Here is a 17,855-nt window from a genome sequence, read left to right as displayed (position 1 = left end):
AGGTGGCTCTTTTTAAACTTACTATTATCTTCTACGGTTTCTGTTACGTAAGAACGTAGGAATATCCAACGTATCTTCTTCTTGCTTTACTTTCTGCTGAGTAGGTGCTTCCCTACGAGCATCGTCTCTTTTTCTTTCACCTGAATGCTGATTTGCAGTAGCCACAGGCCTTTGTTTAGGCTGTGCAGGGTTCGTTGCCTGCGTTTCAACAAATCCAGTTGCAATTACAGTTACTACAATCTCATCTTTAAGTTCTTCATTTATTACTGAACCGAAAATAACATTTACTTCCTGATCAGCGGCAGAAGTAACGATATCCGCAGCCTCCTGAACTTCATAAAGACTTAAGTTTGTCCCACCAGTGATATTCATTAATACACCGTGTGCTCCATCAATAGAAGTCTCTAAAAGGGGAGATGAAATGGCTTTCTTTGCAGCTTCCGTTGCTCTATTTTCACCAGTTGCAATTCCTATCCCCATAAGTGCAGAACCTTTATCAGACATGATAGTCTTCACATCAGCAAAGTCTACGTTAATTAATCCCGGTACGGCTATTAAATCAGAAATACCCTGTACACCTTGACGAAGTACATTATCTGCCTCACGAAATGCTTCTAACATTGGCGTGTTTTTGTCAACTATTTCTAATAAACGATCATTAGGAATAACGATTAATGTATCTACACTACTTTTTAAACCATCAATTCCAGTAACAGCTTGAGCAGAACGTTTACGCCCTTCGAAAGTAAATGGACGAGTAACAACTCCCACTGTTAATGCACCTAGTTCTTTTGCAACTTGAGCTATCACAGGGGCAGCACCTGTTCCTGTTCCTCCACCCATACCAGCAGTTACAAAGACCATATCCGCACCTTTTAACACTTCTTCTAGCTGTTCTTTACTTTCTTCGGCAGCTTTGCGACCCACTTCTGGATTCGCACCAGCACCTAAACCACGAGTAAGCTTTGTTCCAATTTGCATTTTAACTTCAGCTTTAGATAGATTTAAGGCTTGAGCATCCGTATTTACTGCAATAAATTCAACACCTTGTACACCATGCTCGATCATTCGGTTTACAGCATTACTTCCACCTCCACCGACACCGATTACCTTAATCGTCGCAAGCTGATCCATATTTGTATCAAACTCTAACATTTTTCGTTCCTCCTAATTTGCAAGATTACAAGATTCACTGAAGTTCATTTAAATATGTGTTTAGGGAACGCTTGTTTAGTCAAAAAAGTACTTAAACAAATTAGCGATTCCAGATTCTTTTTTCTTACCTGGAGTTGAATCGTTTTGTTTGGCTGACCTTTTAACTTTCTGGGGTTTTGATGGTTGTTGTTCAACTATCCTAACCGACTCGGAAATCTCTTTGCCTTGTATCTTTGCATTCCGATAGGCAAATTTCAAGATGCCTACCCCTGAAGTAAATTGAGATTCTCTCACACCTATATAATCAGGAATTGCAATACGAACATTTGATTGAAATAAGTCTTGAGCGAGTTCCAAAGCTCCGGGCATACTCATACAGCCACCAGTAAGTACAAAACCACCAGGTAATTCATTATAACTCATTTTTCTTATTTCTCGTTCAGCATAAGCAAGAATTTCTTCTAATCTAGCTTCAATCATATCAGAAATCTGCAATTGATTAAATGTTTGCTTTTTATTACTACCAATTATCGAAGCTTCAAAAGTTTCTTCTTCTCTTGCATCATCATAATAAGCATGTCCATGGTTTACTTTAAGCTCTTCTGCTTCCTCTGAAGATATACGCAAACCAATTGAAAGGTCTTTTGTAATATTGTCTCCACCTAAAGGAATCACACTCGACGAAACTAAATGATCATTTTCAAAAACTGATATTGTGGTACTTCCACCTCCAATATCAATTAAGGCAACTCCAAGATTCTTTTCATCTTTCGACAAAGCAATGGATCCGGTAGCCAACGGCTGTAGACAAACGTCCAACACTTGAAGACCAGCCTTCTCAATACATTTCAATATATTATGTAGCATTGTTTTGGAACAAGTAATAATTGTCCCTTCCATTTCTAACCGAACACCAAGCATTCCTCTCGGATCATTAATTTCATCTAATCCATCGACGATGAACTGCTTTGGAATGACATCAATAATTTCCCGTTCCGGTGGAACAGAAATAACTTGTGCAGCATCAATGACCCTTTTGATATCCTCATTGCCTATTTCTCTGTTTTCACTAGATACAGCAACAACACCATGGCAAGGCTGTAATTGTATGTGGTTTCCATTAATGCCCACAATTACACGATCAATTTGCATATCAACCATTCTCTCAGCTTGTTCAACTGCTGTTTTTATTGATTGAACTGTTTGATCTATGTCGACAATAGCACCTTTTTTCATTCCATTTGATTTAGAAGTGCCAACCCCTATAATATTTAAGGAATCGTTATGGACTTCACCAATTATCACTTTAATTTTCGATGTACCTATATCAAGGCTGACTAAAATTTCATTGTTGTTCAAAGTAAGGCACCTCCTAATCTTAAGGGATCTGAATAGTACAAATAGTATCGAATATTTAATTAAATTACAATTGATTTAATTAAAATAAAAAAAAATGTATTATTTACTTTTTTTTACATCTCTACTATAAAGACCCTTTTTTCTTTATTTTTGGATTTAATTCAAGTATATACAATATTCAACATAAAACGACTATTTTCCTCTTATTTTCTTTTAAAATTTCGTATTTTCTTCAATATAATTTTTTCATCGATTATTTTACTTCTTATAATTGCTATATTCTGGAATAATCTTACACCAAACGCGAAGACCGCCGCAAGATATAAGTCTATACCCAATTGCAATCCTAAGAAGGCTAGAAGAGCTGCTAAACTAACATTGAAGAAAAAACCAGTGATAAAGACTTTGTCACTGAACTTCCCCTCTAAATGAGCTCGTATACCCCCGAATAAAGTGTCAAACGCTGCCAGAAGGGCTATAGAGAGGTAATTCGTATATTGGTCTGGGATCGTTATGTTAGTTAATAACCCTAGAGTTAAACCAACTACCAAAAATAATGCTGGTAGCCACATTAATTTTCACCTGTTTCTTCTAATTCATTTACTTCTACTTCATCCATTTGAATAGTTCCTTCATACTTAGGTAATGTTATGTTATCAACAACAACAGGGGTCAGCTCTAGATTTTCAATTGCGAAATCATCTCTTGATTGACTAACCTGTATATAGTCTAACAAACGGTTAGGATTATTAGATAATACCTTTACTTCCATAGGAACAGTTGGGAGCGCGTGATTATTCACATAGGTTTTACCATTCACAAAACGGATAGGTGTTACGTTAATAATACGTTCATTCCCAATCGATATATCGGTTGCACCATATATGTTTAATTCATTGAGAAGTCTGTTGAGTAAGTCCGGTGTTACAGTAGGATATTCTTGAATGTTTTCCATCCCTGTGTATAATGGGGTAACTGTTATTACAACTCCACTTCCAGTTACTTCAGTCAATCCAGACTCCTTCTCTAGTTCTTCAATCGTTTCTTTTAATGTATCTAATTGTTCTTGTTCAGATAATTCCATGTATTGCTCCAATACACTTTCCGATTCAGATATTTGCTGGTATAGTTGCTGTTGTTGTTTTTGTTCTAGTTGTAGTTGTGATCTAATCTCCCATAAGTCTCTAGTATCGCGTTCATTTGGTTCTTGAATTGATTGCAGTTGAATAGCAATCATAAGACCAGCAAAAGCACATACTAAAGAAATGGTTATTTTACTTCTTATCTTCAATTAAAAATCACCTTTCTTAGTTAACCCTTGCATTCATTTCGATAGTATTAAGTTTTTCAATAGCTACTTCAATATTATCCCCAACTAATATGTCAACAACACCATTCGTCAAATTTAAACTAGCATCTAGTGCATCTTGATTACCAATCGCAGACACAACAAAAGGTGCTGAATATTGGAAGCCATCTACAGATATTACGGGACCTACACAAGAAATGAAACTATCCTTAAAGAGTCTTTGTCCGTTGATAGATATAGCTTTCGCACCTGCACTAAATAATTCATTTACTATCAAATGAATATGTCGCTCATGAACAATGTACTGGTTAGCATTTTCCTCTGAAGGGATATAATTAGCGTCTCTCAAAGTAACTTGCATACCTTTTCCTTTAATTGGCAACTCGCCAGTTAGCATCTGCAGTTCCTTTTTCTGCTCGACATAATTACCTATTGCTTCTTCCTGTTGACCAAGTTGTTTCTCTATTTGTTGAATAATTTGTCGATTACCCTCTAGCTCTCCACGTAGTTCCTTATTCTTATCTTCTAAACTTATCAATTGTTGTCGATAATAGTAGTCTTTCTCCCACTCCTGATCTGACAATTGAATTACTCTAGATTCACTTTTTGTATGCTGATAACTAAACGCAATAAGAAAACCAGAAACTAAAAGGACAAGAGACAATACTAGATGTCTACCCTTCAACTTCATCTTGATTCTCCTCTTGTGTGGGTTCTACCTCTTCATTATTTCTATATGATTCAAAGTAAGCTCCTACACCGATATGTATTATACCTTCGCTGTCAGGATCTAGTTGGCCAACAATCGAAGGATAGGACTTCATTGTTTTAGAGAGGTTCCTTATCGATCCCTCTACTTCAAATCCATCATTCATATACATTAGTATTTTGTATGGATTGCCTTCCGTAGGTGCCCAACTAATTTCAGAAATTAAATCTACAATACTTTCTGGGAGATTTTGAATCTCTCCAATTAATTCTTCCAAGTATGTTTGTTTGTTAAAGTTTGTTAATAGTGGTGCATCACCTTTAATGGAATTTAAAGATTGTGATGTTAAAAGTAAGCCATCCTCTAATAACGGAAAATAAGAATTATCCTTTTTCACATAGCCAATTCGTTCAAATTCCTGTACATTAATTATTATTGTAGTAGGAAACTTTTTAGAAATACTTACTTCTTTAATCTCTGGATGTTTGCCCACTCTTTGTTCCGAGCTTTCTTTGCTAACACTCCAAAAATTATCATTGGTAGTAATTTCACTTAATGTAGTAATATCCTGATCGGCAACATAATTATTTCCATAAACTTCAACGTAATGTACCTGACTTAGGGAAGATTGAAGATAAACCACAATTGATATTAACACAAAAAATATGGAGAGATAAAATATTAATCGTCTATTTGCTTTTTTCTTTCTTTCTTGTTTTAATTTAGGAATTCGATCCTCAATGGAGACAATCTTTTTTTGACTCATTCCATAATTCTTCCCTTTTTTCCCATTTTTTTAATATTCCTTTAAATTAGTGGACATAAAATGCCATTTGATATAGTTAAAATTATATCATATTTTATAGTACACGTATTCCATTTTTACATGTATATGGATTATAATTCTTTTTTTCTATATTTTTACACATAAAAACAGTCCTTATCTACCTTTAGTGATAGTTAAGGACTGTTTTTATGTGGTTTATTCTAAAGTTTTGCATATCTACTAATATTCAATAAAATTCCAATTGAACAAAGCGTAAGTGTTAGTGAAGATCCACCGTAACTCAAAAAAGGTAACGTGATACCAGTAACGGGGATTAATCCTATTACAACACTAATATTAATCATAACTTGTAAGGATATCATACCAATAATGCCTAGGCCCAATAAACTTCCAAATGTATCTGGTGCTGCCAATGAGACTCGAATCCCTCTCCACAATAACAGAAGAAATACCAGTAGGATAAACGTTCCGCCAATAAATCCTAACTCTTCTGCCAAAATCGCAAAGATAAAATCATTGTGGGGTTCAGGCAAATAGAAAAATTTTTGTAAACTCTGACCCAATCCCATACCCATTAACCCACCTGGACCGATTGCGTAAAGAGATTGAATAATTTGAAAGCCATTTCCTAAAGGATCTTCCCAAGGATTTAGGAATGCTGTAATTCGATTAATTCGATAGGGTGCGGAAATGATTAAACCCAGAAATCCAACTAACCCAATAATACCTAAGCCGATAAAATGAGAAATTCTAGCACCTGCTACAAATATCATAACTAAACAGGTGAGAACAAGGACAACACCTGTCCCTAAGTCTGGCTGCAGCATAATTAAGCCAAACGCAACAAAAATTAATAACAAGGATGGAATAAATCCTTTTGAAAAGGAGGTAATATACTTTTGATTGTTCGCCAAATAAGTAGACAAGAAAACAATTAAGCCAAGTTTCATAAATTCAGCCGGTTGAATACTGAATGCACCTACACCTATCCAGCTTCGTGCTCCCCCTCTTTCCAATCCTATCCCTGGAATTAAGACGGCAATAAGTAAAATAAAACAAACAATTAAAATTGGATTAGCGTACTTTCTCCAAGTTAGATATGGAATGTTCATGATAAAAAACATCGCCAAAATTCCAGTTATTGCAAATAAGAGTTGCCTTTTAGCAAAATAAAAAGAATCATTAAACTTGTAATCCGCCCATATCGCTGAAGCACTATACACCATAATTACCCCAACTATTAAAAGGGTAAAAATAGAAATAGTTAAAAGTAAATCAGGTGCATTTAGCGACTTTTGCTTTGATTTAGACAAAAAAACACCCCATTTCCGAAACATTGGAACATGGGGCTCATCAGAAAAAATGATTATCACCATATAGATCTTTGAAAAAGTAAGTCATTAAATAACCTTACTTTTACATATCTTTATTGCGATTCATTTTTTCCTATACTATCGTTTAATATATTTTCCTTTGATAGTAAAAAGTAAAACAAGCCCCTACTTTAATGTATGCACAGCCTCGATAAACATGTCCCCTCTTTCTTCAAAAGTGCGGAATTGATCCCAACTCGCACACGCCGGAGATAAAAGGATAACATCGTCAATGTCAGAAAGCTGAAATGCTTTTTCAGTGGCATATTTTACATTATCGACGAATTCTATCGTCTTTATTCCTGCCTTTAAGGCAGTTGTTTTTAACTTTTCAGAAGTTTCTCCGAACACTATCATTGCCTTCACATTTTCCAAGTATGGTATTAGACCGTCAAAGTCGTTCCCACGGTCCAAACCTCCTGCCAACAATAAGGTTGGTTGGTTGAATGATGATAATGCTTTAGAAGTAGCTAGGATATTTGTTGCTTTGGAATCATTATAGAACAATCTTCCCTTAACATTTTCAACGAATTGCAACCTGTGTTTTACACCAGTAAAAGTCTTTAAAACCTGAATAATACCGTCATTTGAAGCGCCATCAAGCTTAGCAGCACATACAGCAGCTAGAATGTTTTCTAAATTGTGTTTTCCTACTAATGCAATGTCATTTAATGCTATTATTCTTTCCAGCCTGAAATACAAATAGTGCTCATCAACCCAAGCTCCACTTTCCATCTTTAGTTTAGTCGAAAAAGGTATCTTCTCTGCTTTAGCTCCCTTAACCATACTTAAGACAGTTTCATCATCGAAGTTATAAACTAAATAGTCATCTTCCGTTTGATTCAAAAATATATTTGCCTTGGCATGCTTATAATGCTCTAGTGTTTTGTGATAATCAAGATGAGCTTCAAAAAGGTTGAGCAAGACCGCTACCCTAGGCTTAAATGTTTGAATTCCAAGCAATTGAAAGGAAGAGAGTTCAATGACCATTGTTTCTTCTTCAGTCATTGTCTGCGCAACTTCAGTCGCGACTTTTCCAATATTGCCAGCAATTTTAACACCTTTATTGCTCTGCTTGATCATTTCATAAATAAGCGTCGTTGTTGTTGTTTTTCCATTCGAACCAGTTATTCCAATTAGAGAACCTTTTAATAAATGCGATGCTAATTCAATTTCAGTAATAATTGGAATATCTCTTTCTGTTGCTTCTTTAATAATGATATTGTCGTAAGGTATTCCTGGGTTTTTAACAAGTATCTCTACCCCATCCAACACACTTAAAGGGTGGCTGCCCAAGACAACATCAATCCCCATCCCTTTTAGGGTAGCAACTTCTGGTGCACCACTATTAGTTTTTAAATCATTGACAATCACTTTTTTCCCACTGGTTTTTAAGAGTTTCGCAGCGGCAGTTCCACTTTTAGCTAAACCTAATACAAGTACGTGGTTGTATGGAAAATCAGTTAAATAGTTCAAAATAACGACACCTCAATATAAATTCCGAGTGCAGCAAAAATCAATCCAATAAGCCAGAAGGTTGTAACCACTCTCCATTCTGACCAGCCTAGCAGCTCATAATGATGATGTAGTGGACTCATTTTAAACACTCGTTTTCCTGTAGTTTTAAATGATATAACTTGAATAATAACTGATAAAGTTTCTAGCACGAATACGCCACCAATAATGATTAACAAAATTTCTAATTTTGTTAAGATAGCGACAGCAGCTATCGAACCACCTAAGGCTAAGGACCCTGTATCGCCCATAAAAACTTTTGCAGGGTGAGCATTAAACACCAGAAATCCTAATAACGATCCAACAACTGCCAGAGAAAATATTGTTACCTCAAATTGAGGGTAGGCAAACCAAGCAAGGATTCCAAATGCTCCAAATGCTATTGCAGCTGTTCCGGCTAGTAGCCCATCAAGACCATCTGTTAAATTAACTGCATTCGATGCACCAACCAACATAAACACTACCAAAATAGCGTAACCCCAACCGAGCTCCCATTGGATACTTGTCCCTGGAATTTGAATATAAGTAGGAAAACCATGATAACTTAGTATGTAATAAAAAATAATTGCAATAAGAACTTGTCCGGCCATCTTTTGTTTAGATGTTAGACCTAAATTTCTTTTTAGCACAACTTTTATAAAATCATCTAGAAATCCTAATAAACCATAACCTAGCAATACCAATAACAATAATAGTAATTCAAAATTAACCGAACCAGGATTGAACTTCCCAGTCATAATAAAGGTTGTTGCAGTTACACTTAACAATATCATAAGTCCACCCATCGTAGGTGTACCCATCTTCTTCATATGGGATTTTGGCCCATCTTCGCGAATGCTCTGACCAAACTTCAACCTTCTTAAAAACGGGATAAAGACCGGTGAAATTAGGACGGTTATCAAAAAGGCAATTGCCATAGTTATTATTAATACGTAAACACTCATTGTTTTCCTCCTTTGCTACAAAAAACCGCCCATTTATTTTATTACTTATTTATGATTTTTTCTAGTATTGTTTCAAATTTCATTCCTCGTGATGCTTTGAGAAGGATAATTGTTTGTTCATTTAAATACTGTTGCAAATTTTCCACTAATTGCTGTTTGTTTTTAAAATGTTTTACCTCAATATTAAGTTTATTTCGGATAACTTGATCAGAAATTTCATTTACGTCATCCCCAACTGTAAACACAACATCTATCTCATTCGTTATAACCTCTGCAACAGTTCTGTGAAGTTCTTTTGAATGTTCCCCAAGCTCATAGATGTCTCCAAGAATAAGTAATTTTGTTTTAAAGTCTTTCATTTGTTTGATGATTTCAATTGATGCCTTCATAGAGGTTGGTGAAGCATTATATGCATCATTGATAATTGTAACCTTATTTTTACCTTTTGTTATTTCAAAACGCATCCCAGTTAGTTCTATGTTCCTTAAGGCTTGGTGAATATTGTCAGTTGGTACATTTAAACATTCAGCAATTTTAATTGCAAAAACTGAATTTTTAATATTATGCTTACCTAATAAGTTCAGTTGATACTGATGGCTATCATTTAAATGAAATGATGTGTCCTTAGAGGTCATTGAATAGTTTTCAATAACAACATCATTCTGTTTATCAAAACCGATTGCCATTACATTTTTTTGATTGCGCAAACCTTGAAGAAGGGGCTCATCCCCGTCAATTAATAGTAAACCGTTCTCTTCTAAACCCGCTAGTATCTCGGCTTTCGCTTGAGCGATTCCTTCCCTAGAACCTAGATATTCAATATGAGATTCCCCAATATTTGTAATTACAGCAAAATCCGGTTGAGAAAGGTTGGATAAAAGTTCAATCTCCCCAAAATGACTCATACCCATCTCAAGAACAAGTATTTCAGTATCTCGTTGCATCGATAAAATGGTTAGAGGCAGGCCAATGTGATTGTTAAAGTTCCCTTTTGTACGGTGGGTCTTATAATAGGATTGTAACACCGTTCCTATTAAGTCTTTGGTAGTGGTTTTCCCGTTAGAACCGGTGACACCAACAACAATAGGATCTATATCTTCACGGTAACGTCTAGAGAGTTGCTGTAAAGCTAACAAAGTATCTTCGACAAAAAACACTGGAAAGTCCGTAGGCAGAAAAGTAGGTAAATCAACACCCTTCTCCCATAACGTAGCAATTACACCATTATTAAATGCGTCTTTGATGAACTCATGTCCGTCAAAAGATTCTCCACGTAGTGGAATGAAAAGTGACTTTTTAGTCTTTTTCCTACTGTCCGTAGTTACTTCCAGAATTGGAATACCATCAGCAACAGCTCCCTTAGTATCAGGGAATAAATCAAATAAAAAACTCGTATTAAATAACATCAATTAAATCTCCTTATCAAACTTATTCCTAATCGCTTCCGATGCAACTTTCCTATCATCAAAATCAATAACTTTTTCCCCAATAATTTGATAAGTCTCATGTCCTTTTCCAGCAATTAGAACAATATCATCTTTTTGAGCCATAGAAATTGCGAGATCGATTGCGTCTTTTCGGTTTAGAGTAATTAAATAATTGTCTTTACCAATTCCCATAACCATGTCATCAACAATAGCTGCAGGATCTTCAGATCTAGGATTATCTGAGGTAAATATCGCTGTATCAGCATACTTTGTGGCCACGCCGGCCATTAGCGGACGCTTTTTACGATCCCTGTCGCCTCCACAGCCAACGACAACGTAAATGTTACCTTTAGCAAATGATCTAACAGTAGTTAAAACATTTTCAAGAGAATCTGAGGTATGTGCATAATCAACAATTACTCCGAATGATTGGCCAAGTACCACAGGTTCAAATCTTCCATTTACTCCAGTTGTCGATTCTAGAGCACTTTTAATAGTTTCTAATGGGATATCAGCACAAATAGCTGTTGCTGTTGCTGCTAGCATATTATAGATACTGAATTTACCCATGAGTTTACTACGGATTAACACATCACCATCCATCGTGTTTAATATAAATTCAGATCCACTGGCATCTAATTTTATATTAGATGCCGTCACATCCGCACTAGAGTCAATTCCATATGTGATTACTGGCTGAGGTGTGCTTTTTATCAAAAATGGGCTATGTTGATCATCAAGATTAATCACTGCAAATTTAGGGCGTTTACCATCATAACTGTTACCAAGTTGCGAGAACAATAAGGATTTAGCCCGAAGATAATCATCCATTGTATCATGATAATCTAAATGATCCTGTGTCAAGTTAGTGAATACAGCAATATCAAAATCACATCCAAATACTCGGCCTAAATCCAATGCATGTGAAGAAACCTCCATAAATACGGATTGTATATCGCGGTTTATCATCTCATCAAAACTCTTTTGTAAGAATAAAGAATCTGGGGTAGTATTTTTTACATTGAAAACCTCATTGTCCATTTCCATTTGGATTGTGCCAATTAAGCCTGTCTTTTGGTCGTGCCTACTAAAAATTTCTTTCAACAAATGTGTTACAGTAGTTTTACCATTTGTTCCGGTGACACCAATTAATTTCAACTTATTTGTTGGGTAGTCATAGTATTTATTGGAAACAAGCGCTAAAGCTCTAGATGAATCATTTACAATAATAACCGGAACAACTACATCTATCGAACGTTCACCAATTATTGCGCTTGCTCCTCTTTCTATAGCATCATTAACATAATCATGTCCGTCAACAGTAAATCCTGCAATACAAACAAAAAGATTACCTCTCTTAACTTTCCTTGAATCCATTTCTATGCCAGTAATTTCAATATCATCTAGATTAGACGTAGCCTTATAAAAATGTAAGGCTTCTGCAATATCTTTAAGTTTCATCCATACACATCCTAATTCATATAAATAACACTTTCTTATATTTCGCTAGGTGTTTATCTCTATCAATTATTGTAACCTTAAAATTATAAAAAACTAAAGAAAGTGTCATTTAATTATAACAGAACTTGCAGAATAGAACATTGCATTTTTAGTCTGGTTTTTCTTCATCGAAATAAATCCGAATTTCTTCTCCTTGCGGTATTTTCACACCCGGTTCTGGTGCCTGATCAATGATGTAATCCCCAGACCCGTTAGCCTCGATTGACAAATTAACTAAATATTCCTGTAAATCCTTTTTAGTCAGTCCCCGTAAATCTGGAACCTCTACTAAGGGTTCATCAGGCCATCTATATTCTTTTTCTAAACCATCTTCCCTGCGTTCAACTCCTAAAGCTCTTAGACTGTCCCCCATGATATTACCAACAATCGGAGCAGCTACAACTCCACCAAACTGAACGGTATTCTTGGGATTATCGATTGCTAAATAGACAACAATTTCAGGATCATCAGCAGGTGCAAAACCGATAAAGGAAACCACATGATTATTACTCATATATTTTCCATCATCGCCAACTTTTTGAGCAGTACCTGTTTTACCACCCACTCGATATCCCTCAACATAAGCCCCTCTACCGGTTCCTACAGCAACTACGCTTTCCAATGCATTTCTAATTTCCTCAGATGTTTCCTCTGATATAATCCGATCCTTTAAAGTAGGTTCTGTTTTCGAAATAGTCTGCCCTGAAACAGGATCCAGCCATTCGTCAGCTAAGTATGGCTCATACAAATACCCACCATTAACAGCAGCTGAAACAGCCATCACCTGCTGAATTGGTGTAACCGATACCCCTTGACCAAAAGCAGTAGTTGCTAATTCAACTGGGCCTACTTGTTCAGGTTTAAATAAAATTCCATTTTCTTCACCTTGTAAATCTATTCCAGTTTTTTGACCAAAGCCGAATTGATTGATATAAGAAAATAATCTTTCGGCACCTAATTTCTCCCCTAGAGTAACAAAGCCTGGATTACAAGAGTTTTGTACAACCTCTAAATAAGTTTGATGACCATGCCCCCCGCTTTTCCAACAGTGAAGTGTTGCTCCTCCCACTTTAATGGAACCATCGTCATTAAATTCATCTTCATGAAGATCAACAACCTCTTCTTCTAGGGCGGCTGCCAACGTAATAATTTTGAATGTAGAGCCTGGCTCATAGGTGCTCCATATTGGTAGATTTCTATTGTAGATATCTGGATCAACCTTTTGATAGTCCTCTGGGTTAAAGTTAGGTCGTGAAGACATGGCTAAAACACCACCAGTATTTGGATCAACAGCGATAGCTAGTGCCCCGTCCGGATTATATTTAGCCTCTGCTAAGTCCAACTCTCTTTCTATTATTGTTTGAACTCTGGAATCGATAGTTAACTGTAGATTATTACCGTCTACTGGGGCTTCATAAACATCAGCCATTTTCGGCATACGATGTCCTTTTGCATCAGAGAAAAAGGAAAGTGTCCCTCTTTCACCTTTTAACAAATCATCATAATACAACTCCAAACCCATTAAACCTTGATTATCAATACCACTGAAGCCTAAAACATGAGACAAATATTCATCATTTGGGTAGTGGCGTTTAGAATCTTCAGCTATATAAACTCCATCAAGATTTAACGTTCGAATCGCATCTGCTCTCTCTTCTGAAATCTTTCTTCCTTCTGGGTGTATCCTAACAATACTTGCTTTTTTGGTTACTTCTTGATATGCATCTTTAACTGACATATCTAAAATACTTGCTAAGTGTTCGGCAACCTTTTGTGGTTCCTTAATTTGTCGAGGAACAATCATTACAGTTGGAGCTGAGACATTCTCTGCGATAATCTCGCCATTCTTGTCCAAAATCTTTCCACGCTCAGGTTCAAAGATAATGTCCCTACTCCATGACTCTTGCGCCCGATTCATCAGCTCGTCCCCAATTACAAATTGGACATAGCCTAATCGAATGGTAATAATTGTAAATACTAAAATTCCCAAAAGAAAAACAGTGACTAATCGTTTCCTCATCGTTACATTGGATACTCGTTTCATAGAACATCTCCTTACTTACAGGTATGCTTGTATCCAATATATGAATTAATGAAACTGAATAGAACACTGCTTATGTACTGCTTAATTAACCTCGGGATTCTCGGTATTAACATCTTCCTCATTTCAACCACTATTATTACTATCGATTTCCTTATTAGGCGGGACAAACTCAACAACTAGTTGATTTTTACTACTTATACCGTTGCCCATTTCTATACTCTGTGATATGGCATAACCACTACCTTTAATTTCAACTTCCAAGTTTAATAGATGTCCAAGTCTCATCACATCTCTGATAGACCAACCCGTCAGATCAGGCATTTTAGGATCATCAGTTAATAAAATTACTTTCTCATTTGGAAGTACCTCATCATTCACTGGTGGATCAACCATTTTAACTGTATTACCAGTTCCTATTGTAACCAACTGTAAATCATAGTTTTCTAGTCGTTCTTTCGCTTCACTTAAAGAAACACCAACAATTTCAGGAATCTTTACCGTGTGTATATCTTCTTTAATCACGTTGTCTGGTTCTATTTTCAAATAGTGCAGGCTGTTTTCCATAACTGTCTTAAATATAAATGAGACTGGTTCCGACCCCAGTTCATTTCCGCTTAATTCTGGCTGTTTGACTGAAACATACATCATTAATTCAGGGTCATCCTTTGGTGCCATACCCAGAAAGGAATATATGTAATTTCCATTGCCATTCATGTATGGCGGGTCTTCTGGATCCGGAATCTGAGCAGTTCCTGTTTTTCCTGCTAGTGAATAATCATTTAACTTATACATTTGTCCCGTACCTTTTTCTGAAGTGATAACTGTTTCTAATTCATCTCTTACTTGCATGGCAGTTTCTGCAGACACAGGATTCCCAACAATAGTGGGTCCACTTTCTTGTAGGATGTCACCTGTTTCTGAATTAACAACCTTTGAAACTATATATGGTTGTACTAAATTTCCGTCATTAGCTATGGCACTGGCAGCCATCATTTGTTGGATCGGCGTTACTGTTGATCCTTGGCCATAGGAGGCTGTAATTTTATTACTTTTATAGGTATATTGTAGTTTCCCTACTAATTCACCTGGCAAGTCAATTCCTGTAGGTTGATCAAATCGAAAAGCCTGTAAGTATTCATAAAACTTTTCAGGTCCAACTTTATCATAAGCTAAAATGGCCGCTGCTACATTTGAAGAACGTTGAATTCCTTCTCGAAAAGTAATAGGACCCCACCCACCTATTTTCCAATCGTTAATAGATGAGTTTTCATCTATTCTATATTTACCAGATTGAAAGATTTCCTCAGGGTTATATAACCCCTCTTCAATAGCGGCAGCTAGGGTGAATATCTTCATCGTTGAACCTGGTTCAAAGGGGGATGATATAACATCATTGTACCAGTTTTCAACATTACCGATTTGGTTAGGATTATAACTAGGACGATTGCTCATAGCTAATATTTCACCAGTATTTGGATCCATCACTACTGCCGTCATTCTTTCAGGGTTATATTGTTCTTCAACCTGTGACATTGCATCCTCAAGTAGTGTTTGGATTTTTTGATCAATAGTAAGATAGACATCGTTTCCATCTTGCTCTTCTTTAATTACTTCTTCAGGTTTTAATAGTTTGGTATTGTATTTATCCCGCTTATAAGAGATTCTTCCGTCTTCACCTTTTAGAGCATCATCCATTTGTTGTTCAATACCAATCACACCCTTGGTGATAAACTCTTTAACTTCTGTTCCTTTTTCATCTTTAGTAACAACTTCCTTCTTCTGTGCCAATCCAATCACATGTGATGCGAACATTCCATTTGGATAGTACCTTTTTGATTCCTTTATAAATTCAACCCCGGGTAATTTTAAATTTTCAATTTCGTCTCTTTGTTCTTGAGAAAGATCTTTTCCATTCACACCGAATTCAACCTGAAATAATTCTTCATCTTTAGCTTTTTCAATTGCAGATACTATTTCAGATGTTTCCATATTTAAGAAAGGAGCCAGCATTTCCGCAGTTTCTTGCGAATTTTCAACATGCTTTGGCTCCTTAGGGTCTGAAGTATAACTTTCTCGAACTATGGCGTAAATACGATAGGTAGCTCGGTCCTGTGCAAGCTCCATCCCGTTACGATCATAAACTGTTCCTCTTTGCGCTTGTAGCTCATAGGAGCTTGTCCGTTTTTTATCTGCCCAATCATGCAAAGAAATACCAGCCACTTCAGCTGTACCTTGTATGTATAGAAATCGACCTGACAGGATTAAAAACATTACCGCAAAAACAAACATTAACAGAGATGACATGTTCTGAGTAGTTTTGTTTTTCTTCACCGATATCCCCGTCCTGTCTCTTTAATTGGAAATTTGGGTCGCTTGAATTACTTGAGTATTTTGAATTGACAAGCCATTTTCCTTTGCTATTTGTAAAATTCTGTCTGGATTGCTATATTCCTTAACTTTATATTGTAAGTTCTCATTTTGTACTTCTTGTTGTTTAACGTCAGATTCAAGCTTTTGAACGTCACGATTCAATGAATCAGTAGTCGCGCTGAATGATACAGTAAAATATAATACAATGAGAGCAACTGCACTTAAAAAAGTATAAAGAAATTTCTCACCTGTTGTAATCCAACTTTTCTTGACTTTTACCTTTACTTTTTGTTTTGTATCTGTTTGTCTAGTTGGATTAACAGGTTGTTCTTGCCATGAATTTTGCCAATTTCTAGCTTGACTTGAGCTCATTATTTACCCCGCCCTTCCTGATACATGAATTTCTGGTCCCAAGGCTTCATTTTTTCTATGATTCGTAGCTTAGCTGAACGAGACCTTCTATTTAGTTCTAACTCTTCATCATTAGCTAATATTGGTTTTCTGTTTATTAATCTAAATGGTGGGTTACTGCCCTCAGGAATTACTGGAATATTCCTTGGAATTGGGGGTAAAGTGCTCCACTTTTTAAATGCTTGTTTACACAACCTATCCTCCAAAGAATGAAAGGTTATAATAGATATTCTTCCACCAACACTTACTACTTCTGCCGCCTGATGCAATACATCATAGAAGGCATTCAACTCATCGTTTACAGCAATTCTAATTGCTTGAAACACGCGTTTTGCTGGATGTCCACCTGTTCTGCGTGCTGGAGCCGGAATTGCATCTTTTATTATCTCAACCAATTCGAACGTGGTTCGAATTTCGTTTATATTTCTCTTCGCCTCTATCTTTCGGGCAATTTGTTTAGAAAATTTTTCCTCGCCATACCTGAAAAATATCTTTACTAATTGTTCGTATGACCATTGATTAACCACTTCGTATGCGGTGATTTCCTGAGTTTGGTCCATTCGCATATCTAGTGCGGCATCATTCTGATAGCTAAACCCTCTCTCTTCCTGATCCAATTGAGGAGAAGATACTCCTAGATCAAACAATATTCCATCAACATGTTGAATGTTATGCTCTTCTAGTTTTTCTTTTAAGTATCTAAAATTTGAATGTATGTATAAAATTCGGTCACTATATTGATTAAGACGCTCTTTTGCTGCTGCTATAGCATCTAAATCCTGGTCAAATGCAACCAATAAACCATCTTTACCCAACTTTTTAGCAATCACTTCAGAGTGACCACCTGCACCCAGAGTACAATCTACATAGGTACCATCACTTTTTATATTCAAGCCTTCTACAGCTTCTTGCTTCAATACACTAAAATGCTCAAACATTTCATCACCTGCTT

Annotated in this window: 15 protein-coding genes; all 15 read right to left on the bottom strand. The window is 36.1% G+C overall.

The window, feature by feature from the left end:
• Positions 1-24 precede the first annotated feature (24 nt).
• Entirely contained in the window at positions 25-1,155 is a 1,131-nt protein-coding gene (ftsZ, locus tag GH741_RS05720; RefSeq protein ID WP_153735831.1) for a cell division protein FtsZ, read from the bottom strand.
• A gap of 75 nt (positions 1,156-1,230) precedes the next feature.
• On the bottom strand, positions 1,231-2,514 hold the full coding sequence (gene ftsA / locus GH741_RS05715) for a cell division protein FtsA (protein ID WP_153735830.1): 1,284 nt from the start codon (positions 2,512-2,514) through the stop codon (positions 1,231-1,233).
• A 203-nt stretch (positions 2,515-2,717) separates the two neighbouring features.
• Positions 2,718-3,086: a small basic family protein gene (locus GH741_RS05710; protein ID WP_153735829.1), complete on the bottom strand. Its 369-nt coding sequence runs from the start codon at positions 3,084-3,086 to the stop codon at positions 2,718-2,720.
• Positions 3,086-3,805 carry a DUF881 domain-containing protein gene (locus GH741_RS05705; RefSeq protein ID WP_153735828.1) on the bottom strand — a complete coding sequence of 240 codons (720 nt, stop codon included), beginning with the start codon at positions 3,803-3,805 and terminating at the stop codon, positions 3,086-3,088. Before GH741_RS05705 ends, GH741_RS05710 begins: the two co-directional genes overlap by 1 nt.
• A gap of 16 nt (positions 3,806-3,821) precedes the next feature.
• Positions 3,822-4,514: a DUF881 domain-containing protein gene (locus GH741_RS05700; RefSeq protein ID WP_170287570.1), complete on the bottom strand. Its 693-nt coding sequence runs from the start codon at positions 4,512-4,514 to the stop codon at positions 3,822-3,824.
• Positions 4,498-5,298 (bottom strand): cell division protein FtsQ/DivIB, encoded by an 801-nt coding sequence (locus GH741_RS05695; protein WP_153735827.1) that lies wholly within the window; start codon positions 5,296-5,298, stop codon positions 4,498-4,500. The genes GH741_RS05700 and GH741_RS05695 overlap by 17 nt, the downstream gene beginning before the upstream one ends.
• A gap of 221 nt (positions 5,299-5,519) precedes the next feature.
• Positions 5,520-6,656 (bottom strand): stage V sporulation protein E, encoded by a 1,137-nt coding sequence (spoVE, locus tag GH741_RS05690; RefSeq protein ID WP_153735965.1) that lies wholly within the window; start codon positions 6,654-6,656, stop codon positions 5,520-5,522.
• Positions 6,657-6,818: 162 nt separating this feature from the next.
• Positions 6,819-8,168, bottom strand: a complete 1,350-nt coding sequence (murD, locus tag GH741_RS05685; protein WP_153735826.1) for a UDP-N-acetylmuramoyl-L-alanine--D-glutamate ligase — start codon at positions 8,166-8,168, stop codon at positions 6,819-6,821.
• Complete coding sequence (gene mraY / locus GH741_RS05680) at positions 8,165-9,151, bottom strand: phospho-N-acetylmuramoyl-pentapeptide-transferase (protein ID WP_153735825.1); 987 nt, start codon at positions 9,149-9,151, stop codon at positions 8,165-8,167. Before mraY ends, murD begins: the two co-directional genes overlap by 4 nt.
• Positions 9,152-9,192: 41 nt before the next feature.
• Positions 9,193-10,557, bottom strand: a complete 1,365-nt coding sequence (locus GH741_RS05675) for a UDP-N-acetylmuramoyl-tripeptide--D-alanyl-D-alanine ligase (protein WP_153735824.1) — start codon at positions 10,555-10,557, stop codon at positions 9,193-9,195.
• A gap of 3 nt (positions 10,558-10,560) precedes the next feature.
• Positions 10,561-12,039 carry a UDP-N-acetylmuramoyl-L-alanyl-D-glutamate--2,6-diaminopimelate ligase gene (locus GH741_RS05670; RefSeq protein WP_153735823.1) on the bottom strand — a complete coding sequence of 493 codons (1,479 nt, stop codon included), beginning with the start codon at positions 12,037-12,039 and terminating at the stop codon, positions 10,561-10,563.
• A 148-nt stretch (positions 12,040-12,187) separates the two neighbouring features.
• Positions 12,188-14,122: a stage V sporulation protein D gene (locus GH741_RS05665; RefSeq protein ID WP_153735822.1), complete on the bottom strand. Its 1,935-nt coding sequence runs from the start codon at positions 14,120-14,122 to the stop codon at positions 12,188-12,190.
• 123 nt (positions 14,123-14,245) lie between these two features.
• Complete coding sequence (locus GH741_RS05660; RefSeq protein ID WP_338079258.1) at positions 14,246-16,453, bottom strand: penicillin-binding protein; 2,208 nt, start codon at positions 16,451-16,453, stop codon at positions 14,246-14,248.
• Between the two features lie 21 nt (positions 16,454-16,474).
• Positions 16,475-16,864, bottom strand: a complete 390-nt coding sequence (gene ftsL / locus GH741_RS05655; protein WP_153735821.1) for a cell division protein FtsL — start codon at positions 16,862-16,864, stop codon at positions 16,475-16,477.
• Positions 16,864-17,841: a 16S rRNA (cytosine(1402)-N(4))-methyltransferase RsmH gene (rsmH, locus tag GH741_RS05650; RefSeq protein ID WP_153735820.1), complete on the bottom strand. Its 978-nt coding sequence runs from the start codon at positions 17,839-17,841 to the stop codon at positions 16,864-16,866. The genes ftsL and rsmH overlap by 1 nt, the downstream gene beginning before the upstream one ends.
• Positions 17,842-17,855 lie beyond the last annotated feature (14 nt).

Source organism: Aquibacillus halophilus, assembly GCF_009649745.1.
Classification (GTDB): domain Bacteria; phylum Bacillota; class Bacilli; order Bacillales; family Amphibacillaceae; genus Aquibacillus; species Aquibacillus halophilus.
This window is presented reverse-complemented; position numbering and strand designations above follow the sequence as displayed.